A 25331-nucleotide genomic window follows, 5' to 3' on the forward strand; every position below is an offset into this window, starting at 1 on the left:
TTCCCCACCACCGGACGGCCCCGCGCGAGCACACCGCGCGGGGCCGTCCCGCGTCGTCCCGAGGACGCCACCGCGCCGGCTCCGGGCCCGCCATCGCGAACACAGGCCCGGTACCTGCGCGACCCCCGGCCGCGCTTGCTGTACTGGCTCGTGACCCGCTGATGCTCAGGTGGTCAGTCAGGTGATGGCAGGTGATGGGTAGTCGGCGGCCGAGTGCGTTGTGGGCGCGTCGGGTCTGAGGTCGAGTTGGCCCAATGGCTGCGGCTTCGTGGCCAGGCGAATGCCCGGCGCTCCAGAGGTTGTGCCGAGGTGCTGGTCGGCACCCGCGCCGAGTGGAGGTCTCCGAGCGCGCGGCGGGGACCAGGGGCGCGGAGCGGGCGGGCGTCGCGGGGACGGTCTGGAGGTCGGCACGGCGAATCCGATCGGCTGCGGTGTGCGGGCGGGTTGTGCGGAGTGGGCGCGTCAGCGCAGGGTGACGCCGACCGGGCGGTCCAGGGTGATCGAGGCGACGCGGGTCGCGGTGTCGGTGGGCAGGGCCAGGACGACGACCGGGCCGTCGCGGGAGGACGTCTCCGGGTGCACGGCCAGGACCAGCGCGGAGCGGGCCAGGACCTCGTGCGGGTCGGCGGCCACGACGTCGACCTCGGTGCCGGGGCGCAGCAGGCGGGCCACGCCGGGGTCGGCGAGGCGCAGGGGGACGGCGCCGTGGCCGGGGCCCGCCGCCAGGCGGACGTGCTCGGGGCCGAGCAGGCGGGTCGAGGTGATCGGCTCGCCGGGGGACGCGGCGGCGACCAGGACAGCCGACTGCACGGCGGCCGGGTCGCTCAGAACCGCCGCCGGGGCCAGCTCCGGGGGGACGAACGCCACCCGCACATCCGAGGCCGACAGCGCCGCGCCGGGCGGCAGCGGACGCGCGGCGACCAGCACGGGAGTGCCGCGCGCCGAGGGCCGGAACGCGAGTACCGCCGCCGCCAGCACCAGGAGGGCGGCCGCGACCCGGCGCAGTGTCAGCACCGAGACGGCGCGGCGGCCAGGCGCAACCGCGTAGGCGGGCCGAGGCGACGACGCGGTGGAGCGCCGGGTCAGCGGGGGAACGGTGAAGCGGGCCATCGCTGGCTCCCAGGGGTCGGGGGCAGTACCCCTTCGACGTTAGGAGCTGGCGCCGGACAGCCGCCACGGAAGTTGTGGCGGCTGTGGACAACTTGGGAAAGGCCTGGTCAGGAGGCCTTGGCGGTGGTGGTCGATGTCGACTTGGCAGCCGCGGGCTTGGACTCCGCGGGCTTCGGGGACGACCCCGAACCCGACGAGGAGTCCGACGACGCGCCCGAGTCCGAGGACTTGCCCGCGTCCGAGGACTTCGACTCGCCGGAGGACTTGCCCGCGTCCGAGGAGGAGACCGCGGAGCTGGACTTCGAGCGGCTGTCGTTGCGGTAGAAGCCGCTGCCCTTGAACACCACACCGACCGACCCGTACAGCTTGCGCAGCTTGCCGGTGCACTCCGGGCACTCGGTCAGCGAGGCGTCGGTGAACTTCTGGACCGCCTCGAAGCGGTGTTCGCAGGCCGTACAGGCGTACTGATACGTGGGCACGACCGCGTTTCCTCTCCAGTCAAACCTGGCACTCGTCTGGGCAGAGTGCCAAACCATGATGCTCCACCGGGCGGCGTGAGCGCAAACAGCGGAGCACGGCCCCGGAAGTGACCTGCGTCATGTCCCGAGCTGCCGCAGCCCCTTCTCCGGGGTCAGCACCGCCGTCATGCGCACGTCGTGGCCCTCGGCGGGCAGCTGGTCGAACACCTCCGAGTCGCGCACCACCGCCACCATCGGCGTGCCCGGCGCGGCCAGAGCCAGCGAGCGGTCGTAGTGGCCCGCGCCGCGGCCGAGGCGCACCCCCGTGCGGTCCACCGCGAGCGCGGGCACCAGCATCGCGTCGGCGATGCGCAGGGCCGTCGGCCCCAGCGGCTCGCCGATGGGCTGAAGCAGCCCGTACGGACCTGGCCGCAGCGAGTCCGGGCCGTCGTACCAGGCCCAGTCCAGCGGCTCGCGGCCCACCACGATCGGCAGCAGGATGCGCACGCCCAGCGCCGCGACCTCGTCCAGCATCCGCCACGAACCCGGCTCCGAGCCGACCGGCACGTACCCACACAGCGTCTCGCCGCGGCGCACGATCCTGCCCTCCGCCAGCCGCCCGCCGAGCTTGATCGCCTCGGCGAAGCGCGCGCTCGCCGGGACCCGGCGCCGCTCGCTCAGCAGCGCCCTGCGCCATTGGTCCTTCGTCCACGCCCGCGTCGCGTCAAGATCACGTCCAGAGCCGGCCACGTGTCGAGGTTAGGCTTACTGTCCATGAACGCGTCGAGCGCATTCACCACCGCCATCGTGCCCGCTGCGGGTCTGGGCACCCGGTTCCTCCCGACGACCAAGTCGGTTCCCAAGGAACTGCTCCCGGTCGTCGACACCCCGGGCATCCACTACGTCGCCAAGGAAGCCGCAGAGGCGGGCGCGAAGCGCCTGGTCATCGTCACCTCGCCGGGCAAGGACGCGGTCGCGGACTACTTCCGCCCGCAGCCGGAACTGGAGAAGACCCTCGGCGACCGGGGCAAGAGCGACCTGCTCGCGAAGGTCCAGGAGGCCCCCGCGCTGCTGGAGGTCGAGACCGCGCTGCAGGAGCAGGCGCTCGGCCTCGGCCACGCCATCGGCTGCGCCGAGGCCAACCTGCGCGGCGACGACGACGCGGTCGCCGTCCTGCTCCCCGACGACCTCGTCCTGCCCTCCGGCGTGCTCTCCCGCATGGCCGCCGTGCGCGCCGAGAAGGGCGGCACGGTCCTCTGCGCCTTCGACATCCCCAAGGACCAGATCAGCGCCTACGGCGTCTTCGACGTCGAGGAGACCGGCGACCCCGACGTGCACAAGGTCAACGGGATGGTCGAGAAGCCCCCCGCCGACCAGGCCCCGTCGACCTACGCCGCGGCGGGCCGCTACCTGCTCGACCGGGCGATCTTCGACGCGATCAAGCGCATCACCCCGGGCGCGGGCGGCGAGCTGCAGATCACCGACGCGATCGCCCTGCTGATCGCCGAAGGCCACCCCGTGCACGTCGTCGTGCACCGCGGCGGACGACATGACCTGGGGAATCCTGGCGGTTTCCTGCGCGCCGCCGTGGACTTTGCACTCGACCATCCGGAGTATGGGCACGACCTGCGCGCGTGGCTGACCGAACGGCTCGCGTGATCAAGGGGGCCAGGGAGTGCGGATGAGGTCTGTCGACGAGCAAGTCGAGCGGGCGCTGGCGGCCGCGGTGCGGCCGGCGCCGGTGCGGGTGGCCATCTCCGAGGCGCAGGGGCTGCTCTGCGCCGAGGAGGTCGTCGCCGAGCGCGCGCTGCCCGGCTTCGACCAAGCGGCTGTGGACGGCTACGCCGTCCGCAGCGTCGACACCCAGTCCGCCTCCGACGAGCCGGTGGTGCTGCCCGTGGTCGGCGAGATCGCCGCGGGCTCGCGCCAGCCGCGCAGGCTCCAGCCGGGGCAGGCGGTGCGCATCGCGACCGGCGCGCCGCTGCCCACGCTGGCCGACGCCGTCCTGCCCACCGGCTACACCGACGGACACCACGCGCGGGTCACCGTGCACCAGCAGGTCCCGTCGGCGGGCTTCGTGCGGCGCACCGGCGAGGACGTGCAGACCGGCGACGTCGCCGTCCGCCGCGGCACGGTGATCGGCAGCGCGCAGGTCGGCCTGCTCGCCGCCGTCGGGCGCTCCAAGGTGCTGGTCTACCCGAGGCCGCGGGTCTCGATCATCAGCATCGGCGACGAGCTGGTCGACATCGACCGCGCGCCCGGCCAGGGCCAGGTCTACGACGTCAACTCCTACGCCCTCGCCGCCGCCGCGCGCGACGCGGGCGCCGAGGTCAACCGGGTCGGCATCGTCGCGACCGAGCCGCGGCGGCTGCACGAGGTCGTGGAGAGCAGGCTGCTGCTCTCCGAGATCGTCGTCATCGCGGGCGGCGTCGGCGGCGACCTCGCCGACGAGGTCCGCGCCGCGCTGGTCGACCTCGGCGAGATCGACATGACCAGGGTCGCCATGCACCCCGGCTCGGTGCAGGGCTTCGGCAGGCTCGGCCCCGACGCGGTGCCGACGTTCCTGCTGCCCGGCAACCCGATGAGCGCGCTGGTCGTCTTCGAGGTCTTGGTCCGCCCCCTGATCAGGGCCGCGCAGGGCAAGCGCAACGCGCACCGCCGCGTCGTCACCGCGACGCTGCTCTCCCCCGTCAGCTCGACGAAGGGCCGCCGCGGCTTCCTGCGCGGGCAGCTGCTGCGCGACGAGAACTCCGGCGACTACCTCGTCCAGCCGCTGGGGCTCTCCGGCTCGCATCTGCTCGCCTCCCTCGCCGAGGCCAACTGCCTGGTCCTGATCGACGAGGACACCACCGAGGTGGGCGCGGGCGAGCGCGTCCAGGTCAGCTTCCTCGCCCAGCGTGGCTGAGCGGCACCCAGGCTGGCCCGTGCGCATAGGTCCGCTCCGAGTCCCCGCAGGCGAGGTCGCGCTGCGCCCGCCGCGACTGCTCGACGGCGGCGCGTGGAGCCGGATCAGGCTGCGCGACCGCCGCTACCTGGAGCAGTGGGAGCCCGTCGCCCCCGGCACCTGGGAGGACCGCAACGCGGGCCTGGCCTGGCTGCCGCAGTGGGGCACCCTGCGCGGACTCGCCCGGCGCGGCGCGTCCATCCCGCTCGTCATCACCGTCGACGGCGAGCTGGCCGGCCAGATCACCGTGGGCGGCATCGTCCGCGGCGCGCTGCGCTCCGGCTGGGTCGGCTACTGGGTCGGCACCCACGTCGCGGGCGGCGGCGTGGCGACCGCGGCCGTGGCGATGCTGGTCGACCACTGCTTCGGCGTCGGCGGGTTGCACCGGCTGGAGGCGACCGTCCGCCCGGAGAACGCGGCCAGCCTGCGCGTGCTGCAGAAGCTCGGTTTCCGCCAGGAAGGAATCTTCCGCCGCTACCTCGACGTCGATGGCGACTGGCGCGATCACCAGTGCCTCGCGCTGACCACAGAGGACGCCCCTGGTGGCCTGGTGGAACGCCTTCTCGCCGAAGGTCGAGCGTCGCTCGCCTAAGCAAAAAGTTTGATCTCCCCCGTTACGGGGAATGGTGCGGTCACGACACCCAAATGGGCGATAACGCGCGGCGCGCCTCCGCCACACGTGTGACTGTTGTGACTAACGTGGCGATGGAAGGGCGGATCGTGGGAGAACGGACAGGGGGAGGTACCGGGGCATGCCCAGCTCGTTGATCGTGGTCGCGCTTGTCGTGGCCTGGCTTGTCGTTCTCGTCCCGATGGTCGTGCGCAGGCGGCAGGAGATCGCCCGCACGACCGAGTCCACCCTGGCGGGCCGCGTGGTCCGCCCGGCGGACGACGCGCCCGAGAACGCCGTAGACGACATCGCCGACGAGGTCGATGATGAGGTGGAGGACGAGGAGGAGGTCGCCGTGAACGAGTACGACGACGACTTCGAGCCCCGCCGCTACCGCCCCGGCCGAGGCGGCTTCGACCCGGACGCCGCGGCCCGCGCGGCCAGGGCCAAGTACGCCTTCCGCCAGCGCATCGTCCTGCTGCTGATCGTCGCCGCCGTCGCGACGGCGGTCACCGCGGCGACCGCGCTGACCTGGCTGTGGTGGGCCCACGGCGCGATCGACCTCGCGCTGGTCGGCTACCTGAGCTACCTGCGCAGGCAGGTCCGCATCGAAGACGAGATCCGCCGCAGGCGCCTCGCCCGCATGCAGGCCGCCCGCAGGCACCACGCCCGCCCGGCCGAGGACTACGCCCCCGTCCGAGCCGCCAGGCCGCTGCACCCCGGCGCCGTCGTCGTCGACATCGACGACGAGGACCCGTGGTTCGACGACCTCGGCGACCCGCGAGAACTCACGTACCGCAGGGCGGTCGGGGAGTAGACCCCCGCCGTCGGGTGCGCGGAACCCCTTGCTATGCTTTCCGCGCACCACCACGGGGCTGTAGCGCAGTTGGTAGCGCGTCTCGTTCGCATCGAGAAGGTCAGGGGTTCGATTCCCCTCAGCTCCACCACCTCGACCGACCTGTGTTCGCGGAAAGCGCGATCACAGGTCGGTCGTCGTTTTGTCTGGGGGCGACCCCCAGCCCCCCACGGTTGCGGGATCTCCCGAACCGGCGTGAGGGCCAAGGCCGCAAGCGTCGGTTGGTTGACTGTTCCGTGCTGTCGGAATGGGGCTTTGACAACGGCGATGGCCGCCAGTCACAGAGTGGATTCCTGACTGGCGGCCATCGCTGTTTTCGCCGGGCCCGGAGGCCTCGGTGGGCTCAGTGTGCCGGTTTCGGTGAGTCGGGGTGTGGGGGTTTCAGGGGTGGAAAAGAGGTCCGCCTGCCGGGGCGGGCAGGCGGACCAGAGTGTGGGTCAGAAGCCCTCCCAGAGGTGGCCGTAGGTTTGGGTTACCGACCAGGAGGGGGTTTTGCCTACGCCTAGGCCCAGCTCGATGGCGGGGCCTGAGCTGGGGTCGCCGCCGGAGCCGGTGACGGCGCCGTTGATGCCGAAGGGGCCTCGGACGGGGATGTAGACGTCGGCGGTGGTGGCTTGGCCTTGGACAAAGCCGTTGATGCTCTCCTTGTCCGATGCGCCGATGATCCAGCCCTGGCGGATGCCCGCGCTGAGGCCGGGGGAGCCCATGCCGGGGGCGTCGGGGGCGTTCAGGGTCACTTGGCCGTGGCTGGTGACCGTGATGCCCGCGCTCGCGCCGACGCCCGCGCCTGCGAGGCCGATCGGGGCGAAGGCGCTGGCGTCGACTACGACGAAGTCCGGAGTTGTGTCGATGCCCGCGCGGGAGAGGTTCTGGTCGAGGGTCTTGGTCACGTGGTTGAGCGACACCGATCCCTTCCAGACCGCTTTCCACACGCAGTTGAACGGCCCTTGGCACCATCCTGGCTGGTTGTCGGGCGACAGTTCGTCGGACTGCTTCTTGGCGGAGCGGTAGGCCTTGGCGGACTGGAACTGGCCGTAGGCGAGCATGCAGGTCAGGTTGTCGCCCGCGATGGCGGAGCCGGGGTCGCCGCCGCAGATGTCGTCGATCACCCACGTCTCGTAGGTCGGGGCGATCTCGGTGTCCTGCTGGTCCTTGAGCGACACCGTGCGCGGGGACACCTTCTTGCCGGTGGTGCGCCAGCCCGTCGCGGCGGGTTTGCTCGGGGAGGACGGCTGTGGTGTGTAGGACGACGGGTTGGGGTCGTTGCCGATGACGATGCCTCGGTCGGCGTCGTAGCCGTACTGGCCGCCGTGGCCGTCGTCGCCGCCGACCAGCCACAGGCCTGACGGGTCGCTGAAGGTGATCGGGTTGTTGTCGCTGTAGCTGTAGCCGTGCATCTGTTGCGGGTCGGTCGGTTTGAGCAGCGGGTCCAGGGAGATGAAGCGGCCCGTGCCGGGGTCGTACTGGCGGGCGCCGATGTGGGTCAGGCCGGTGCTCGCGTCCTTGACCCCGCCGACGAAGCCGCGCTCGCCGGGGAACACCGCCGCGCCGCGCGGGCCGCCGAAGGGGAGCTGGCGGCGCTTGGTGACCTGGAGGGTGTCCGAGCGGATCGCGATCTGGGCCGTGGACTGGTGGTCGGAGGTCAGCCAGGTGAACGCGCCCGCGCCCTGGCGGACGGCGACCTCGCGGCCGGCGTGGCGGTAGTAGCGGGTGACGCTGGGAGTGCCGCCCGCCTTGGCCAGCCGCAGCTCCTGGCCGCCCAGGTACAGCGTGGTGGCGTCGGGGGCGCGGCGGATCAGGCGGTTGCCCGCGGCGTCGTAGACGAACGAGGTCTCCCCGTCCTCGGTGCCGACCGCGGTCAGCGCGCCCTGGACGTCCCAGGTGAACTCCTGCGCGCGGCCCGCCACCGTCCGGGCGGTGAGGTTGCCCGACGCGTCGTAGGCGTGGGTGTCCACGCCGCCGCCCGCCGTGCTGACCGAGCCCAGCGCGTGCGGCTTGCCGGGCACGTCGTTGGCGTAGGTGCGCACCGCGGTGCCCGACGGGTCGCGGCGGGTCTCGGTCTCGCGGCTGCCGACCTTGTCGTAGGTGTAGGAGTGCCAGTACGGCGCGGGACCGGACAGGCCCGCCACCGCGGGGGCCTCCGCGCAGCCCTCGGCCGGGGTCCAGGCCTCGGTGAGGCGGCGCAGGCCGTCCATCCGGAAGCACTGGAGGTCGACCGCGCCCGGCTGGGCGTCGGCGATCGAGGTGATGGTGCCCGCCGGGGTGTAGCCGTAGCGCACGTCGGACTGCATCGGCGTGGGCACCTCGGCGTCCACGACGGTGCGGTCCAGGCGGCGGGTTCCCGCGTCGTAGTACCAGGACTGCCACACCCGCTTGGCGCCCGCGCCCAGGTGCACCCTGGCCACCTCGCCGTAGCGGGTGTACTCGGTCTCGGTGGCCAGCTCCCTCGTCGGGCCGGTGCCCGCGACCGAGCTGGAGCGGGCCGGGCCGAGGTCGTGGTAGACGCGGTTGACCGTCTCCGCGGGCAGCTCGCCCGCAGCCGGGAACGACTCGCTGGAGGAGCTGCCGTCCGGGTTGTACCCGGCGTAGCTGGTGTAGGTGCCCGCGAGCAGCCCTTCCGCCGCCGGGATGACCACCGACGTCCCCGTCGGCTGGTAGAGGGCGTTGTAGGTCAACACCTTGTGCGTGTAGGGCGTCGAGCCGACCCACCTGGTGGCCGACGCGAGCTGCCCCAGTCCCTTGGCGACGGTGTCGTAGACGACCTCGGTCAGCTTGGGGCCGCCGACCTCGCCGTCGAAGGTGCCGGTGACCCGGCCCAGCGCGTCGTAGGCGATCGCGATGGTGTCGCCGCGCGCATCCCGCTGGGTGACGGGCCGGTCCGCGTCGTCGTAGGTCACCGTCAGCACGCCGCTGTCCGGGCTCTCACTGGTGGTCTTGCGGCCGCGCAGGTCGTAGCCGAACCTCCACACCGCCCCGATCGGGTCGGTGATCGTCGCCGGCCTGCCCGCGGCGGTGTAGGTGTACTTCGTGGCGTCGAAGCCGCTCTCGGGTGTCGGACCGTGGTGGTGGCGCAGTTCCACCATCTGCCCGCGCGCGTCGCTGACCGTGGTCGTCGCGGTGCCGCCCGCGGGCGGGGTCACGTGCACCCGGTCGCCGCCGTAGGCGGTGGTGGTGCGCCACTTCTCGTTCGCGCCGGTGAAGTACACCGACGCGGTGGGGCGGCCCGCGCCGTCGTGGAGGGTGCGGGTGTGGCTCGCGACGTCGGCGTCGGAGGCCACCCACAGCTCGGTGTCGACGGCGCTGTCGGTGAAGTACGGCTGCGTCGTCTTCCACGCCCGGCCCTGCGAGTCGTACCGGGTGTCGGTGAGCAGCCGTCCCCCGCCCAGGGCGGGCGTCTGCGTCTGGCGGGGCCGCAGCAGGCCGTCGTAGAGGGCCGTCGCGGTGATCTCCGTGCCGCGCGGCCCGATGCGCGTGCTGCTCACCGCCGACGGCGCGTCGTTGCGGATCAGGTAGGCCGTGCGCGTGCTCGGCGTCGGGTTGGACGCGCGCGGGCGGTTGGGCAGCCAGACCGCGGTCTTGCGGCCGAGCGCGTCGTAGACCGACTCGGTCCTGCGCTTGTTCGCGTCGAGCACCAGCGTCGTCGCGCCCCAGGCGGGCTCCAGCGTGGTCGTGACGACCATCCCGGCGGGGGCCGCCGCCGTCGGTGGGCCGGTGACCGCGAGCTGGGTCAGCGGGCCGCCGACAGCGGGTGTGTAGGCGGTCTTCGAGGTGTTGCCCAGTGCGTCGGTGGACGAGGTGGGCCGACCGTGCGCGTCGTAGGCGGTCGTGCCGGTGACGACGTACTCCGGGCCCGAGGCCGGGCGGGCGCGGGCGATCTCGGTCTTGGTGGCGTTGCCATTGCCGTCGTAGGTGAGGCGGGTGTCCGCGAGCGCGTCGGCGGGGAATTCGGCGTCCTCGTCGCAGTTCACGGCCACGGTCTGCACCCGGCGGGGCAGGCTGAGCAGCCACTTGTCCTCGTCGCGGGCGTACTCGGTGCGGGTGCACCGGTCGTCGGCCGCGGTGGCCTCGTCGCCGAGGTCGTCGACCCTGGTGACCAGGCCGCGGTCGTCGTAGTGGGCCGCGGTCGCGGTGACCCGGTGCCCGCCCGCGGCGAGCAGGGTGAAGCGGCGCTGGGTGCCCGCGCGCACGATGTGGGCCTTGAACGAGCCCCGCGTCGCCGTCGGCCCCTGCACCGACGGGGTGGAGATGACCTTGCTGACCCGCGGCGGGTCGGCCTGGTCGGAGCGGCCCTCGTGCTCGAAGGTCGCGGTCTCGTAGCGGAAGCCGCTGAGCCAGTCGGCGTCGGCGCGGGTGCCGCCCTCGGAGTCGGTGACCGAGACCGAGCGGGTGCCCGAGGGCAGCTTGTCGCCGTCCATGCCCCGGTGGAAGCGCTGCTCGGTCATGGTGACCGGGCCCGAGGGGTCGTTCGGCGTGCCCGAGCGGACGCGGACCCTGCCGAAGCCGCGGAACTCGTTCCAGGTCCTGCGCTCGGCCTTGGTGAACTCCGAGGTGTCCCAGTGCCACGCCGCGCCGTCGAGGTACTCGTAGGTGGTGACCTGCTCGGCGAAGGTGGACGACGGCACCGAGTCGACCTTGAGCCGGTCGGAGCTGGTGACCCTGGCCACGACGTACTTGTGGAAGTGGTCGGTGCGCTCGGCGAAGTTCTTCTTGGCCCAGCGGACCGGGAAGCAGCGCAGCGTGTTGGTCTCGGGGCTGGCGGGCATGCGCTCGCCGATCTTGCACTCCGAGGCGTAGTCCACCGAGGTGATGCCGCCGCTCTCGGAGACCACGCCGGTGACCCGGTAGCGCATCAGGGGCGCGATCCCGTCGCCCGGGGTGGCGATCCGGTTGGGCAGCGCCGTGCCCTCGAAGGTCACCGACGGCATCGACGTGGCCGCCGCCGACCCGCCGACGAGGCCGGTGTGCTTGACGCCCTTGAGCCACAGCGCGGCCTTCTCCGCGTCACCGGGGTCGGGGTACTGCTGGTCGAGGTCCCAGCGGTCGACGTCGGTGAACTCCTCGCCGCGGCGGACCTGGGTGGTCACCGAGGCCAGCCGCTTGGTGGAGAAGAACGTCGGCGCGTGCTTGCCCGCGCAGGTCGAGGCCGCGCAGTGGGAGTCCCACGGCACGTCCGGCCAGTTGTCGGGCTTGCTCTGCACGCAGTCGCTGCCCGGCACGCACCGGTCGGCCACGGCGAACAGGACCCGGCCGCTGGGCTGGGACACCCCCTCGCGCAGCCCGTAGTCGATGCGGGCGAGCGTGCCCCCGCGGACGTAGGGGACGGCGGCGTCGCCGCGGTTGGCGCCGTAGGAGTTGGTCTCGGTCGCGTAGTGGTAGCGGATCACGTTGCCGTTGCGGTCGACGATCTTGTCCAGGTTCCAGCGGTAGGCCTGCGTGCACCGCGACGCCGCGAAGGACGCGCCGTTGCAGGGCTCGCCTGCGTCGTCGCCGAACACCGGCACCGTCCACGTGGAGGCCGACGTGGGGTCGGACCCGAAGTGGTACTGGGTGCCGTCGACGGTGGTGATGCGCCAGTGCTCGCCGTTGTCGTCGCCGTTGTCCGCGCCGCTGAGGCGCTCGACGCGCGAGCCGTCGTCCTCCTCGGCCCGCCAGGCTCCGGTGGCGTCGTCGCGGATCAGCCTGCCGCCGCCGCTGCCGTAGGAGGCGGTGGCGTTGTCGCTGCGCCAGCACAGGTCCCCGGTGGTCGGCTTGGCCGAGCCCTCCTCGTCCTCGGCGCACGAGGCGTAGGTCCGCTCGACGTAGCCCGACGACAGCGCCCAGCCGTCGCCGACCCAGGACGGCTGGTTGTTGGTCGCGCTGGTCCTGCCGTCCACGGCCGAGGACCGGTAGGACAGCGCCAGGTCCGGCTGCAGGCCGCCCGGCGCGGGCGGCACCCGCAGCGGGTAGGACCAGGTGAAGTCGCCGGTGTGGGTGGCCACCGACCAAGAGGCCGACGGCGACAGCGACGTCGCCGTCGCCGTGCCTCCGCCCTCCTGGGCCGCGCGGGCGGGCTGGTTGCCGCTCAGCGCCGACGCCGAGGCCTGGTCCTGCGCGGGCGCGGTCCTGGTCGACTTCTGCACCGGCGTGGAGGGCACGTCCGGCAGCGGCACGGAGGGCACGCCCGCGGCCGACGCCGCGGGCGTGCCCACCCCCAGTAGCAGGGCGGCGATGAGGTGCCCGGCGAGCACGGCGGTCAACGCGCGCCTCGGTCTCGTTCTGTTTCGCACTGCGGTTCCCCTAGGAGGTCGTGGTTCAGCCGACGGGCTGGGCGGTGAGGACGTGGCCGAACGGGCCGCGCACGGTCTGGCCCTCGCAGCCGGGCTCGGCGGAGATGAACAGCTGCCCCGCCGACGGTCCGTGGTCCATTGAGCACTGGTAGAGCGCCGTGCTGGGCCTGCCCGCGGGCGCCTGCGCCCAGATGCTGCCCAGGCGCACCTCGACAGTCTTGCCGGCGCAGCCGGTGTCGGTGGACAGGAACCGGTCGATTCCATCCACACAGGACATGAGTGGCACGGTGCCCGGCTCCTCGGTCATCGGGACGACCCCGAAGGTGCCCTCGTGCCGGTAGCCCCTCGGCACGGCCGAGGTGGAGACGGCGTGCTCGCCGATGCGCGGGTGGTAGTACCGGGTGAGCGGCGCGTAGGCCAGCACGTACCCGAGCAGCCCGTCGACGGTCTTGCCCTCGCAGGTCGCGGAATTGGAATCGAAGCGCTGCTGTCCGCTGACGCACCGGTTCAGCGGCAGCGTGGCCACCCCCGACGGCTGCTCGACGTAGACCCAGCCGAGGTCGGCCAGCTTGGTGTGGCCCTCGCACGCGGCGTCCATCGAGGTGAACGCGTCGACGTCGTTGATCAGGCAGCTGTAGAGCCGCCGCGAGCCCGGCACCTCGGCCTTGAGCATCCCGCCCAGCGACGTCTCGAACCGGTAGCCCGCCGGGGCGCCGGGGAAGCGCTCCTTGACCCCGTTGGCGGCGTAGGCGCTGCGGTGGTCGGTCGGCGAGGTGAACCGGGCCAACTGCCCGCCCGCCGGGACCGGCGAGCCGGCGCGGGCCCGGATCTCCTCATCGGAGGCGACGCCGAGGTCGGTGGTGACCTCGTCCAGCGCGCCGGTGAACAGCCCGGTGGGCTGGCCGTTGGCCTTGCCCCGGCCGACGGTGAGCGAGCCCATCCCCGACCACAGCAGCACCCCGTCGCGGGTGCCCGCCAGTTCGCCGTCGACGTAGAGGCGCAGCTGCCGGGCGGGTGCGTCGTACACCCCGGCCAGGTGCGTCCAGGTGTTGAGCACCGGCGCCCGCAGCGACGCGGCGTGCCGCAGCGGCGTGGACTCGGCCTGGTCGGCGTCGTGGGCGGCCGCGCCGAAGATCCAGCGGCCGACCTCGGGCCGGTACTGCAGCAGGATCGCGCTGTTGCGGGTGCCGTCCTGGCCGAGGACGGTGGCCACCCGGTCGGCGCGGCCGAGCCTGGCCCACGCGGCGACGGTGAAGCTGTCCCGCATGGTCACGCCCGGCCCGGACGCGGCCAGCGACGTGCTGCCGTCGAACACCATGGCCCTGCCGACCACGCCATCCACATAGGACGGGGTGCCGGTCGCGGTCGTGGCGAGGGCGCGCGGGGAGTAGTCCTTCGGGCTGCCGTCGTCGAAGCGCCAGTACCCGTGCAGCGCGGGCGGGACGTCGTCGTGCAGGCGCCGCACCTCGCCGTCGGAGAGCGCCTTGCCGAACGCGCGCACCTCATCGACGCCGCCGGGGAAGAAGCAGCCGCCCGCCTCGCCCCGCTTGCAGCGGCCGATGGCGAACTTGCCGGGGGCGGGCAGCACCGCGACCCCGGTCAGCACCCCGGACATCAGGCCGTTGACGTACAGGCGCAGCTGGCCCAGCTGCCCGTCGTAGACGAGCGTGAGGTGCGTCCAGGCGCCCACCTCGGCGGGCTCGGAGGACAGCACGCGGTGCGCCGGGGAGTCCGCCTGGTCGGCCGTGGGAGCCAAGGCGACCCACTTCTTCGCCGCCGGGTCGAACTGCACGGAGAACGGGCTGGTCCGCGCGCCGTCCTGGCCGAACACGGCGGCCTGGCGGTCGTCCCTGCGCAGGTACGCCCACGCCGCGACCGAGAAGCCGCTGCCGGTGTCGACCACCGCGGCGGCGGTCTCGGCGTGGCCGGACGCGCCGTCGAACCAGCCGGTGGTGCGGTCGCGGCCCGGGTGCCAGCCCGCGCCCGCCGAGAGGGTGGCGTGGCGGCCGCGGCTGGAGGAGTCCGCCGCCGTCGTGCCGGTGTTGTCGTCGAAGGTCCACTCGCCCGCGTCGGGCGTCGGCAGCTCCGTCGAGCCCTGCTCGGCCGGGTAGCCGCGGAAGAGGGCGTAGGCGCGGTCGCCGGTCAGCGCGCCGCTGTACATCCGGACGTCGTCCACGTCTCCGCGCCAGTGCCCGGTGTAGGCGCCGCCCGCCTGGCCGCGGCCGAGCTGGAGCGCGCCGGTGGCCTGCCACGGGGTCAGCAGCGTGCCGTCGTCGCGGCGGGTGCCGTCGACGTAGAGGTAGATCGCCTTGGCGCCCGCGTCGTACACGCCGACCAGGTGCACCCAGTTGTCCAGGTCGCCGGGGATCACCTCGACGGCCGCCTTGGTGACCGCGCCGCCCTCCTCGGGCATCTCGAAGACCCAGTTGCCCGCCAAGCCCTCGTTGTCGTCCTTGACGTGGCCCAGCCGGAACTTGCTGTGCCCGCGCTCCTGCCCGCCGGACACGCCGCCGTCGAGGGAGACCGCGGTGGCCAGGCAGCGCGGGGTGAGGTCCATGTCGCAGTCGTTGCCGCGCAGGCGCACCCAGGTGGAGACGCTGAAGCTGGAGTCGGTGCGCACGTCGACGCCGGGGGCCGACACCGCGTCGTCCACGCCGTCGAGGCTCACCGCGTTGCCGACCCGGCCCCTGGTGAAGGCCGCCCCGCCGCTCAGCGCCGCCTGCCGCGCGCCCGCCGAGTCGCCTGCGGTGCCGCCGCGGCCCTCGTCCAGCGTCCAGTTGTGGCCCAGGCCGAGGTCGCGCCCGGCCATGGTCTGGATCTCGCCGGCGAACAGCGTCCTGCGGTACACGGCGACGTCATCGATGGCGCCGGTGAAGAAGTCGGCGGACGCGCCGCCCCACTTGCCCCGGCCGATCTGGAACCCGCCGCCGGCGGCGAAACCGCCCGCGTGCGGCGCGCTCGCCGCCAGGACCCCGTTGACGTACAGCTCGATGCGCCCGCGGTCGCGGCTGTACACCCCCGCCAGGTGGGTCCAGATGCCTGGCTGCACCGGCGGGCCCAGCGCCTGGGACCCCGTGCCGACGGCGTCGGTGGGCATCGCGAGCAGCGACCACCGGCCGGAGACCGCGCGCAGCATGAACCCGCTGACCGCGCCGCCGTCCTGCGACAGCACGGTCGCCTGGCCGCCCGCCTTGTCCAGCCGCGCCCACGCCGCAACCGAGAAGCTCTTGTCGGTGTCGACGGCCTTCGCGGTGCTGATGTGCCCGCCCACGCCGTCGAGCCGCACCGCCAGGTCGCCGGGGTCGGGCAGGCTGACCTGCCCGGCCGCCCAGTCCGCGCCCGCGGCGGCGGTGCCGTGCAGGGCGCCGTTGGCGTCCTCGGCCGTGCCGTCGAGGCGCCAGGTGCCCGCGGTGACGCCGTCGGTGCTGAGCAGGCCGCGGACCTCGTCCTGGGAGACGGCCCTGCTGTACACGCGGACCTCGTCCACCGAGCCGGGGAAGCGCTGGCCCAGCTCGCCGCCCAGCAGCGACTGCCCGATCCGGAACGCGCGCCGGGCATGCCACGGCGTGGTGCGGGTCGTCTCGCCGATCAGCTCGCCGTCGACGTAGAGGCGGATCTTGCCGGTCGCGGCGTCGTAGACACCCGCCAGGTGCGTCCACACCCCCGGGGCGGGCTGGGGCTCGGTGCCCACCCAGTCGTGGTGGGCGGGCGCGGGCTCGTCGGTCCTGGGCAGGACGAAGATCCAGCGGTTGCTCTGGTACTGCAGGTAGAACGCCGAGCTGTGCTCGCCGTCCTGGCTGAGCACGGTGTAGACGCCATTGTCGGCGCGGTCGAGCCTGACCTGCGCGGCGACCGAGAAGCTCTGGTCGGTGCGCACCAGCGGGGTCGTGGTCGACACGCCGTCGTCCACGCCGTCGAGGCGCACGCCGCCGCCGCTGGCCCCGTCGGCAATGAAGGCCGCGCCGCCCTCCAGCACGCCGTCGGGCGCGGTGCCCGAGGCGTTGCGCGCGGTGGTGCCGGAACCGTCGTCGAACTTGTAGTGCGCGACCTGGACGTTGCTGCCGCCCACCGTGGCGGCGATCTCGGCCGGGGTCAGCACGCGGTCGTGGATCTGCACCTCATCGATGGCCCCCCGCCAGTGGTCGAGCGCGGCGGTGCCGGACCACATGGTGCGTCCGATCCGGACCGGGCCCGCGGCGAACTCGGGCTTGGCGGTGTGCGCGACGCTGCCGGCGAGCGCGCCGTTGACGTACAGGCGGACCTGCTTGGCCGCCGGGTCGTACACCCCGGTCAGGTGGGTCCAGGTGTTGAGCTCCGGCATGCCGATCGGCGAGCGCGCGATCTGGGCGCCCTTGTCCGACGCGGTGGAGTTCGGCACGCCGAAGGCCCAGTAGGGGGAGCTGCCGTCGGCCTGCGCCCGGTACCAGAGCGCGAACCCCGGCATGACCGCGCCGTCCTGGCTGAGGACCGCCCTGGCGCCGTCGGCCCTGGTCGGCTTCACCCACGCCGACACCGAGTAGCCCGCGCCGTTGCGGATGGCGTTCGGCGCGGAGACGTGGTCGTCGACCCCGTCGAGCTGCACCGCGCCGCCGACCGCGCCCTGGGCGGTGTAGGTCGCGCCGCCGCCGAGGGTGCCGTGCCGGTCGCCGAGGAACGCGGTGTCCTGGGCGTTGCCGTCGAAGGACCACTGCGCCAGCGGGCCGCTGCCCGCGCGGACGTAGAAGCGGTGCACGCGCGCCGGGCTCTTGTGCCCGGCCCGGTCCACGCTGCGCACGTACAGCTCGCGCGGCCCGTCGCCGGGCGGGGTGAGCGTGACCTCGGCCGGACCGCCGAGGGCGGAGGCCTGGACCTTGGTGGTCGGCGGGTCCTGCCAGCCGTAGAGGTAGTGGTCGACATCGCCGACCCCGCTGCTGCCGAAGGTGAACACGCCGGGCACGTCCGCGCCGCCGTGCCAGCGGTCGTCCTGTGTGTACAGCTCGCTGGCCACCGTCGGCGGCACGGTGATGCCGACGCGGTCCACCACGAACTGGCTGGGGCCGTTAGCCCAGGCGCTCGCCGCGGTCCGGTCGCCGCCCGCGACGGCCCAGCCGATGGTCTTGCCGTCCTGGGCGGTGAGGTCGAGCGTGTGGCTGTGCACCGCGCCGGAGGCCAGGCCGCTGCCGATCCAGCCGGTGTCGGCGTCGACGCCGTTGGTCCTGATCCGCCAGTTGACGTCCATCGGGTCGCCGTCGGGGTCCGACAGCGTCGCCATCAGCCGGACGGAGGTGTCGGCGAGGTAGGGCTTGCCGTCGCAGTGCCCGCACGGCGCGGGCAGCGGCGGGTCGGTGCCCAGGTGCGCGGGCGGGTACGGCGCGCGGTTGTAGGTGATGAGCAGGTTCGTCTGGCCCGGGTCGAGCTTGCGCCAGGCGTACTGGTCGCCGGAATCCTTGGCCTTGAAGAACAGCACCGTGGGCTCGGACTTCTCGATGTGGTGGGTCGCGACGTCGATGCCCGCGCCCTTCCAGCCCGAGCACGCGCTGTGCACCGAGGGCATCCAGCGCTCGGCGACCCAGTTGCCGGAGAGCCTGCTGTTCCAGGTCATGCCGTTCCAGATCTGCGGCCCGGCGTGGTACAGCTCGTGGACGCGGTCGGCGCACCCCGGGCTGGAGGCGACGGTGGTGTTGAGCGTCGCGCCGAGCACGTCCTTGTCGCTGAGGAAGCCGGTGTCGAACTGGAAGTACGCCCACGCCTCGCCGATGCCGTTGCACCAGCCGCCGGGCAGGTCCCTCGGGCACTGGCCGACCTGGGCGTAGGTGCCGTCGCCGCTGGTGTTCCAGTAGGCCGTTCCCGCCTTGCCGGAGAGCACCGTCGCCCACGCGGAGCGGTGCGCGGTGGTCAGGACCGGGTCGATGGTGACGGGGAAGGTGAGCTTGGGGTCGGCCAGGAACTTCGCGTCCGGCTTGAGGACCAGGTGGCCCTCGGCGACGGACACCCCGAAGCGGGTGATCTTGCCCGCGGAGTCCCACATGCTCGACGGCGGCGAGGTGAAGAGGGCCTCGCCCGTGCCGTCGACCACGGTCAGCGCGCCCTGCTTGTCGGCCTTGACGGCGAGCCCGTCGGCCTCGATCCGCATGCGGATCGCGCGCAGCGCCGGGTTCTTCGCCGCCGCGGCGTCCCTGACCACCAGGTGCTGGCGGTAGCCGCCGGGCTCGGCGTGGACCACCAGGTCGGCGCCCGGGAGCACGTCGGGGTAGGTCGCGGCGCTGTCGGCCACGACCGGCTCGGGCAGCGCGGTGGGCCAGTGCAGGGCCAGCGTGCGGCCCGCGCGGCTCAGGGTCAGCAGCGGCGCGTCCTTGCCGCCGGGGGAGAGTGTCAGGTCGCCGTCGGCGGCCTTGGGCGCGATGCGCCCGTCGGCGCGGCGGCCCAGCGCGGTGTCGACATCGGTCCACGACGCGCCCCGCCGCACGCGCACCGGCACCGGCGACAGCTCGGCGGTCATCGTGCCGCCGGGGTTGGCGTACACGGTCCTGGTCGTGGTCCGCTCGCTCGCCACCTCGACGCGGGTGCCCTGCTGCCGCGCCGCGAACGCGGCGGTCGCGCCGTCCGCGGCCTCGGCCAGCGGCACCGGCGGCGGCGCGGGCGGCGCGCCCCAGGGCACGAACGTCAGCACCGACGCCACCGCGGCGCTCGCGAGCGCGACGGCGGCCGCCGTGCGCGCGGCCCGTCTCTTCCCCAGCCTCATCAGATCCCCCTCCGCACGCGCCGCGGGCCGATCCCGGTCCTCGAAAGAGCGCGTGAGCCACCCGGATGGATATCCGCGCCGGGCTTCAGGCCGGCTTCACCCGCGCGCGCCCGGCTTCGCCCCGGGCCGCACGCGTCATACGCGACGTATGACGGTGCTCTCCCCTTGCCCGCCGAGGTGGGGTCTGAGCTGGTCTTTCCGGCATAGTGAGCGCGTGCGTGTGCGTGTGCTGGGACCGGTGGAGATCCTCGACGGGAACGGCCGACCGCTGCCGCTGGGCCGGGTGAAGCAGCGGGTCCTGCTGACGATGCTCGCGCTGCGCGCGGGCGCCGCGGTGCCGAGGGACACCCTCATCGCCGGGCTGTGGGGGCAGAGCCCGCCCCGCTCGGCCGCGGCCAACCTCTCGACCTACGTCTCCGAGCTGCGCAAGCTCGTCTCCATCAAGGCGGTCGACGGCGGCTACCTGCTCGACCTCGCCGACGTGGACGTGCTCGACTTCCGCGGCCTCGCCGCGCGCGGACTGGCGGCGCACGGCGATGGCCGCGCCGAACTGGCCGCCGACCTGCTCGCCCAGGCCCGCGCGCTCTGGCGCGGGCCGGTGTTCACCGGCCTGCCCGTGCCCGGGTCCATGGCCGATGACCTGGCCGGCCTCGACGCCCTGCGCGCCGAGGTGGACGCCGCCGCCGCGCCCGCGCAGGCGGCCCGCCCCGCCGCGCCCCCTCGTCAGCTGCCCGCCGCGGCCCGCGCCTTCACCGGCCGCGCCGCCGAACTGGCGTGGCTGGACGCGGCGCTGGCCAGGCAGGTGCGCTCCGGCGCGCTGATGCTCACTGCGGTCGTCGGCTCGGCGGGCACCGGCAAGACCGCGCTGGCCGTGCGCTGGGCGCACACCGCCGCCGGGCACTTCCCCGACGGCCAGCTCCACGCCGACCTGCGCGGCTACGGCGCGGGCACCCCGGCGGCCCCGCTGGAGGTGCTGACCTCGTTCCTGCGCGCCCTCGGCCTGCGCGATGAGCAGATCCCCGCCGACGAGCCGAGCGCGGCAGCCGCGCTGCGCTCCATGCTCGCGGGCACCCGGACCCTGGTCCTGCTGGACAACGCGGGCAGTGCCGAGCAGGTCCGCCCGCTGCTGCCCGGCGGGCCGGGCTGCCTGGTGCTGGTGACCAGCCGGGCCCGGCTCACCGACCTGGTCGCCGTCGACGGCGCCGACCTGCTGCCCATCGACGGGCTGGACCCCAGGGACACCCGCAGGCTGCTGAGCGCGGTGCTCGGCGAGGAGCGGGTGCTCACCGAGCCCGAGGCCGCCGCCGCGCTCGGCGAGCTGTGCGCGCACCTGCCGCTGGCGCTGCGCCTGGCCGCGGCCAGGGTGAGCACCTCGGGCGGCTCGCTGGCAGGCTACGTCGCCGAGCTGGCCGACGCCCGCCTCGACCTGCTGTCCGTCGACGAGCGCCCGAGCACCGTGCGGGCGATGTTCGACGCCTCCTACCGGCTGCTGGCCGACGACGTGCGCCGCCTGTTCCGGCTGCTGTCCTTCGCGCCGGGGCCGACGTTCACCGCGCGGTCGGCCGCCGCCCTGCTCGACGTGGCGCCGGAGACCGCGGCCGGGCTTGTCGGCGGGCTGGTCGCGGCCAGCATGGTGGAGCGCCGGGGACCGGACCGCTACGGCATGCACGACCTGCTCGCCGTCTACGCCGGGGAGAAGGCCGCGCTGGAGGAGCCTGCCGCGCACGAGGAGCGCGGCAGGCTGCTGCGCTGCCACCTCGCCGACGCCGCCACCGCCGTCGACCGGCTCGGCTGGGCGATGGCCCGCGAGCCGGTCGCCGTCGACGGCGGCCCGCCCGCCCTGCGCTTCGCCGGACACGCCGAGGCACTGGCCTGGCTGGACGACAACATCGACGCCCTCGTCAGGGCGGCGGTCGACGCCGCCGAGCACGGTCCCCTGCCGATCGCCTGGCAGTTGGCCGACCAGCTGCGCGGCTACTTCTGGCTGCGCCGCTGCACCCCGGAATGGCTCGCCGTGGCCACCGCCGCGGTGACGGCGGCGACCGCCTTCCGCGACCCGTCGGGGGTGATCCTGGCCAGGCACTGCCTCGGCGACGCGCACTGGAGCCTCGGCCAGTACGAGGAGGCGACCGCCGAGTACAAGCCCGCCATCGACGCCTGCCGCGTGGCGGGCAGCCCGGAGCGGCACTCCGGACTGCTGATCAACATCGGCGCGGTGTGCCGCGAGCAGGGCGAGCTGGACGCCGCGGCGGCACACCTGCGCGAGGCGCTGGACATCAAGCGCCGCAACGGTCTGGCCGAGTCGACGGTGCGTGCCAACCTCGGGCTGATCTACCGGGAGATGGGCCGCTTCGACGACGCGCTGGCCGAGCACACCCGCGTGCTGGAGCTGCACTCCGCCACCGGGGTCACCGCCGAGCGCGCGTTCAGCCTGATCTCCATCGGCGCGACCCACCGCGCCCTCGGCCGCGTCGAGGCGGCCATCGGCCACCTCACCGACGCGCTCGCCCTGCACCGCGAGATCGGCAACCGCGCGGGCGAGGTGAACGCGCTGGAGGAACTGGCCGCCGCCGAGCGCGACCGCGGCGACCTGCCCGCTGCGCTGGCCTGCGCCAGCGCCGCCGCCGAGCTGGCCCGCGAACTGGGCAATCCCAGGGCCGAGGTCGCCACGACGCTGGCCCTGGCCAGTGTCCAGCTGCGCCTGGGCGACCACTGGGAGGCCGTGCGCGGCTACGAGCGCGGACTGGCGGCAGCCCGCCGCGACCGCATCCGCTACGCCGAGGTCGAGGCGCTGATCGGGCTGGCGGGCGCGCACCGCGCCGAAGCCCCGGACACCGCCGCCCAGCTGGCCGCCGAGGCGCTGGAGGCGGCGACGGCCTGCGGGTTCGGCCACCTCGCGGAGCTGGCCCGCGAGCAGGCGGGCCACTGATCCGGACGGTCGAGCGCGGCTGCGGCCAACGGCACCGGAAGGTCGTACCGGAGGACTATCCTGGGTGCCCGTGGGGACGCCGGATTCCACCCGGCGCCAGGCCAGGGGGAGACACGTGGACAGGTCCGGGCTGCGCTTCGGGGTCCTCGGCGCGCTCGACATCGCCAGGGACGGCAGGCGGCTCGCCGTCGTCGGGCCGAAGCTGCGGGTCGTGCTGGCCTCGCTGCTGGTGCGCGCCAACACCACCGTCACCCTCGACCAGCTCGCCGAGGACCTGTGGGGCGGGCGTCCGCCCGCCTCCGCGCGCAAGGCCGCCCAGCTGCACGTGGTGCGGCTGCGCCGCGTCGTGGGGGCGGCGGCGCTGGAGACCCGCACCGACGGCTACCGCATGCGCCTGGACCCCGACCAGCTGGACCTGCTGCGCTTCCGCCACCTCGTCGCCCGCGCCCGGGCGGCCGAGCCCGCCGCCGCGCGGGCCCTGCTGGCCGAGGCGCTGGCCTGCTGGCGCGGGGACGCGCTGGCCGACGTCGCCTCCGAGGCGCTGCTGCGCGAGGCGGGCCCGGGTCTGGCCGAGGAGCGACTGAGCGCCCACGAGCGCTACCTGGAGGTCGGCATCGCGCTGGGCGAGCCCGCCGGGGCGGTCGCCGACCTGCGCGCGCTCACCGCGGAGCACCCGTGGCGGGAGTCGCTGTGGGCGCTGCTCGTGCGGGCCCTGCACCGCTGCGGCAGGCGGGCCGACGCGCTGGAGGCCTACCGCACGGTGCGCGGCATGCTGGTCGGCGAACTGGGCGTCGAGCCCGGGCCGCTGCTGCGCGCCGCCCTCGCCGAAGTCCTCGGCGACGACCCGCCCGCGGTCGCCAGATCGCGCGCCGAGCCTCCGGCTCCGTCCTATGCGGACCTGGATGAGCAGGACAGGTCGCTGTACCGGCTTCTGGGGAGGTTCCCCGGCCCGACGTTCGCCGTGGCCGCCGCGGCGGCGCTGGCAGGCCGGGGCGAGCGGACCCGCGCCTGCCTGGACCGGCTCGCCGACGCCGGACTGCTGACCCGCCCCGGCCCCGACCGCTACGGCGTGCCCGACGGCGTCCGCGAGGACGCCGTCGCCCGCGCCCGTGTGGAGGACCTGCCCGGCGAGCTGGCCGCCGCCGACGCCCGCCTCTACGACCACTACCTCGGCACGGCGGCGGCGGCCTCCGCGCGGCTCTACCCGACGGCCCGCCTGCTCATCGCGGTCCCCCGAGCCGAATCCGCCTTCGCCGACGACGACACGGCGCTGCGCTGGCTGGAGGACGAGCGGGCCAACCTGGTCGCCGCCGCCGAGCACGCCACGTCCTCGGCGGTGCTGCGCCGCCACTGCGGCGGGATCGCCGACGCGCTGCGCGGTTTCGTCGCCGGGTACGGCTATCCGCGCGACGCCTTGGCGCTGGCCGCGGCGGCCGCGGGCGCGGCCGAGGAGGACGACGACCGGCTGGCCGAGGTCGTCGCGCTGCTGCTGCGCGGCACGGTCGCCTACAACGCCAGCGACTACCCGGCCGCGATCTCCTGGGCCACCAGCGCGCTGGACCTCTGTGGACAGAATCAGGCCGCCGAGGCCGAGTGCAGGCACGCCCTCGGCCGCGGCTGCGCGCAGCTGGGCCTGCCGCGCGAGGCGATGCGCCACCACGAGCGCGCGCTGGCCATCGCCAGGAGCACCGGCGACGAGCCCAACGAGGCCAGGGAGATCAACTACATCGGCGTGGCCCTGCTGTCGCAGGGCCGGGTGGGCAGCGCGATCGCCTGCCACGCCAAGGCGGTGGAGCTGAGCGCGCGTCTCGGCAGCCCACAGGTGCGGCTGCTGGCGCTCAACGGCCTCGGCCTGGCCCACTGGACGGCGGGCCGGATGCCCGAGGCCGCCGCCCACCACAGCGAGTGCGTCGAGATCTGTCGGCGGTGGGGGCTGCGCCACTACGAGGCGACCGCCCTGGTATGCCTGGCCGAGACCCTGTGCGACCTGGGCGAGCACGCCGAGGCCGAGGCCGCGGCGCACCGCGCGCGGGAGGCGGGCGGGCAGATCGGCGAGCGCCGCCACGAGTCCGGGGTGCTGGAGGTCCTGGCCACCGCGGCCCGGCGGCAGGGGCGCGTCGAGGAGGCGGTGGCGGGCTACACCGCCGCGCTCGACCTCGCCCGCGAGATCGGCTTCCGCTACGGCGAGGTGTCCACGCTCATCGGCCTGGCCGCCGCGCACCGCGCCGCGGGCCGTCCGGCCGAGGCCGCCGCGCACGCCGAGCGGGCGCTGGCGGCGATGGACGAGACCGGCATGCGCGTCCTCGACGGCGCGGCGCGCACGGAGTGGGCGGCGGCGCTGCTGGCGCTGGGGGACCGGGCGGGCGCGGCCCGGCAGGTCGAGCGCGCCCTGGCCGGCGCCCGCGAGGACGGCAGGCTGCTGGGCGAGGCGCGCGCCCTGCTCGTGTCCGCGCGGGTCCACGCCGCCTGCGGCGACCCCGGCGGTTCGGCTCTGGCCGCCTCGGCAGCCGAGGCGATCTTCCGCGACCTCGGGGTTCCGCCCGACCCGTGATCCGGTGGTCGGATGTGCCGGTCGGATGTCGCGGCCGGTGGACAAGCACCCCGTTGTGACAACTGGGTGGTGGGGGTTCACAAGGCTAGCGATGTCGCCCTACAGTGATGCTGAGAGCGCTCCCAAACATCAGGTGATTCCTCAACGTGGAGGCGATGTGGCGCGCAAGAGGAGCTTGTTCGCACTGGCGTCGGTGGTCGTGGGGCTGTTCGTCGCGTTCCCGAGCGCGGCGCAGGCGCACGGGTCGACCAGCGACCCGGTGTCGCGGAACTACGGGTGCTGGCAGCGCTGGGGAAGCGACTTCCAGAACCCGGCCATGGCCACCCAGGACCCCATGTGCTGGCAGGCGTGGCAGGACAACACCAATGCCATGTGGAACTGGAACGGGCTGTACCGCGACGGTGTCGGGGGCAACCATCAGCGGGCCGTGCCGGACGGCACGCTGTGCAGCGGCGGGCAGACCGAGGGCGGGCGCTACCGGTCGATGGACACGCCGGGCAACTGGCGGGCCACGACCAAGCCGCAGCGCTTCCGGCTCAACATCTACGACCAGGCCAGCCACGGCGCCGACTACCTGCACGTGTACGTCACCAAGCAGGGCTTCAACCCGCTCACCCAGCGGCTGCGCTGGAGCGACATCGAGCGGGTCGCCACGACCGGGCGGTACGCGCCGTCCAACAACTACGCCGTGGACGTCAACGCGGGCAGCCGCACCGGTCGCCACGTCGTCTTCACCATCTGGCAGGCCAGCCACTCCGACCAGGCGTACTACCTCTGCAGCGACGTGAACTTCACGCAGACGCTGCGGGTCAACTCCGCCATCCAGCCCTCCTGACCCGGCCCGGCCCCGGTCCCGCTGCCCGGGGCCGGGGTTCGCCACCGGTGC

At 74.1% G+C, this 25331-nt stretch carries 12 protein-coding genes and 1 tRNA gene; 8 read left to right on the plus strand and 5 right to left on the minus strand.

Annotation, left to right across the window (positions count from 1 at the left end; genetic code table 11):
* Nucleotides 1-462 precede the first annotated feature (462 nt).
* From ACFPM7_RS08550 to ACFPM7_RS08560, 3 genes are all read right to left on the minus strand, one after another.
* Nucleotides 463-1110: an SAF domain-containing protein gene (locus ACFPM7_RS08550; protein ID WP_378245693.1), complete on the minus strand. Its 648-nt coding sequence runs from the start codon at nucleotides 1108-1110 to the stop codon at nucleotides 463-465.
* 107 nt (nucleotides 1111-1217) lie between these two features.
* On the minus strand, nucleotides 1218-1589 hold the full coding sequence (locus ACFPM7_RS08555; RefSeq protein WP_378245695.1) for an FmdB family zinc ribbon protein: 372 nt from the start codon (nucleotides 1587-1589) through the stop codon (nucleotides 1218-1220).
* 117 nt (nucleotides 1590-1706) lie between these two features.
* Nucleotides 1707-2318, minus strand: a complete 612-nt coding sequence (locus tag ACFPM7_RS08560; RefSeq protein ID WP_378245697.1) for a 5-formyltetrahydrofolate cyclo-ligase — start codon at nucleotides 2316-2318, stop codon at nucleotides 1707-1709.
* Nucleotides 2319-2342: 24 nt separating this feature from the next.
* On the opposite strand from ACFPM7_RS08560, the gene ACFPM7_RS08565 reads away from it, so the two are divergent.
* The 5 genes from ACFPM7_RS08565 (at nucleotide 2343) to ACFPM7_RS08585 (ending at nucleotide 6069) form a co-directional block, all read left to right on the plus strand.
* A complete protein-coding gene (locus tag ACFPM7_RS08565) occupies nucleotides 2343-3227 on the plus strand; it encodes a UTP--glucose-1-phosphate uridylyltransferase (protein ID WP_378245699.1) in 885 nt (294 codons plus the stop codon).
* Nucleotides 3228-3249: 22 nt separating this feature from the next.
* Complete coding sequence (gene glp, locus ACFPM7_RS08570) at nucleotides 3250-4473, plus strand: molybdotransferase-like divisome protein Glp (RefSeq protein WP_378245701.1); 1224 nt, start codon at nucleotides 3250-3252, stop codon at nucleotides 4471-4473.
* A gap of 19 nt (nucleotides 4474-4492) precedes the next feature.
* Nucleotides 4493-5104: a GNAT family N-acetyltransferase gene (locus ACFPM7_RS08575; RefSeq protein WP_378245703.1), complete on the plus strand. Its 612-nt coding sequence runs from the start codon at nucleotides 4493-4495 to the stop codon at nucleotides 5102-5104.
* 160 nt (nucleotides 5105-5264) lie between these two features.
* Nucleotides 5265-5939, plus strand: a complete 675-nt coding sequence (gene sepX / locus ACFPM7_RS08580) for a divisome protein SepX/GlpR (RefSeq protein WP_378245705.1) — start codon at nucleotides 5265-5267, stop codon at nucleotides 5937-5939.
* A 54-nt stretch (nucleotides 5940-5993) separates the two neighbouring features.
* Nucleotides 5994-6069: transfer RNA gene (locus ACFPM7_RS08585), tRNA-Ala, on the plus strand.
* A 346-nt stretch (nucleotides 6070-6415) separates the two neighbouring features.
* Here the strand turns inward: ACFPM7_RS08585 and ACFPM7_RS08590 are convergent.
* A complete protein-coding gene (locus ACFPM7_RS08590) occupies nucleotides 6416-12205 on the minus strand; it encodes an RHS repeat-associated core domain-containing protein (RefSeq protein ID WP_378246325.1) in 5790 nt (1929 codons plus the stop codon).
* Between the two features lie 64 nt (nucleotides 12206-12269).
* The gene (locus ACFPM7_RS08595) at nucleotides 12270-18965 is read right to left on the minus strand and encodes a LamG domain-containing protein (RefSeq protein WP_378245707.1); all 6696 of its coding nucleotides are present in this window, start codon (nucleotides 18963-18965) and stop codon (nucleotides 12270-12272) included.
* A 214-nt stretch (nucleotides 18966-19179) separates the two neighbouring features.
* Between ACFPM7_RS08595 and ACFPM7_RS08600 the strand changes: the two genes are divergently transcribed.
* The 3 genes from ACFPM7_RS08600 to ACFPM7_RS08610 all read left to right on the plus strand — a co-directional run bounded on the left by ACFPM7_RS08600 (nucleotide 19180) and on the right by ACFPM7_RS08610 (nucleotide 25280).
* Complete coding sequence (locus tag ACFPM7_RS08600; RefSeq protein ID WP_378245709.1) at nucleotides 19180-21894, plus strand: ATP-binding protein; 2715 nt, start codon at nucleotides 19180-19182, stop codon at nucleotides 21892-21894.
* A 115-nt stretch (nucleotides 21895-22009) separates the two neighbouring features.
* Nucleotides 22010-24445: an AfsR/SARP family transcriptional regulator gene (locus ACFPM7_RS08605; RefSeq protein ID WP_378245711.1), complete on the plus strand. Its 2436-nt coding sequence runs from the start codon at nucleotides 22010-22012 to the stop codon at nucleotides 24443-24445.
* 157 nt (nucleotides 24446-24602) lie between these two features.
* On the plus strand, nucleotides 24603-25280 hold the full coding sequence (locus tag ACFPM7_RS08610) for a lytic polysaccharide monooxygenase auxiliary activity family 9 protein (protein ID WP_378245713.1): 678 nt from the start codon (nucleotides 24603-24605) through the stop codon (nucleotides 25278-25280).
* Nucleotides 25281-25331 lie beyond the last annotated feature (51 nt).

Source organism: Actinokineospora guangxiensis, from assembly GCF_042657845.1.
Taxonomy (GTDB): domain Bacteria; phylum Actinomycetota; class Actinomycetes; order Mycobacteriales; family Pseudonocardiaceae; genus Actinokineospora; species Actinokineospora guangxiensis.